Genomic DNA, 1,079 nt, shown 5'->3' with positions numbered 1-1,079 from the left:
CCTAGGTGTACTGCCCAGGCAGGTTGGTTGAGGGATTGTGACGACACGCTGTAAGTGATCGTTGAATGGCGAAGGTCTCCGTCGTGGAGTGGGAGTTGCTGAGACAACCACCCAACGACAGGAGACCTTCGTGGTCCACGCTAACGCACCACTGACCCCGAAAGGCCGGTTGCTGCTGGCCCGCCGCATCGTCGATGACGGTTGGCCGATCGCCCGAGCGGCCGAGTACTTCCATGTCTCGTGGCCGACGGCCAACCGATGGCAGAAGCGTTACCGCGAGATGGGCACAGCCGGGATGGCCGACCGTTCCAGCCGCCCGCATAACAGCCCGAACCGCACCCCGGCACCGGTGGTCCGCAAGATCGTGGACCTGCGCTGGCGCAAGCGCCTGTCCCCGCAAGCCATCGCTTCGCGCTTGTCGATACCGGCCTCGACCGTGCATGCGGTCCTGGTGCGATGCCGGTTGAACCGGTTGTCCCACATCGATATTCGCACCGGAGAGGTGGTCCGGCGCTACGAACACCCGCATGCCGGGTCGTTGATTCATGTCGATGTCAAGAAGCTGGGCAACATCCCCGAGGGGGGTGGTTGGCGGTTCGTCGGACGCGTCGCCGGGCGCCGCCACCGCGCGGCCACACCCGGAATCGGCCGCAACCGCTATCGCAATCCGCTGCTGGGAAACGCGTTCGTGCATACCGTGATCGATGACCAGTCCCGCGTCGCCTATGCCGACATCCATGCCGATGAGACCGCCGAAACCGCCACCGCTGTCCTGCGCAGGGCGGTGGCCTGGTTCGCCGAGCGCGGTGTGACCGTCGAGCGCGTCCTGTCCGACAACGGCAGCTGCTACCGGTCCAAGGCATGGACCCGAACCTGCCTCGAGCTGGGTATCCGAGCCAAACGCACCCGCCCCTACCGGCCCCAGACCAACGGCAAGATCGAACGATTCCACCGCACCATGGCCGCTGAATGGGCCTTTGCCCGCCACTACCGGTCAGAACAAGCCCGGCGAGCCGCTCTGCCGGCCTGGTTGCACACCTACAATCACCACCGGCAACACACCGCTATCGGCAGGAAAG

General features: G+C 65.3%; 1 protein-coding gene. It reads left to right on the top strand.

Annotation, left to right across the window (positions count from 1 at the left end):
- Positions 1–130 precede the first annotated feature (130 nt).
- On the top strand, positions 131–1,079 hold a 949-nt coding region (locus ON36_RS28465), incomplete at its 3' end, for an IS481 family transposase (protein ID WP_043660094.1).

It is taken from the genome of Nocardia thailandica NBRC 100428 (genome assembly GCF_000308795.1).
In the GTDB taxonomy this organism is placed as follows: Bacteria; Actinomycetota; Actinomycetes; order Mycobacteriales; family Mycobacteriaceae; genus Nocardia; species Nocardia thailandica.
This window is presented reverse-complemented; position numbering and strand designations above follow the sequence as displayed.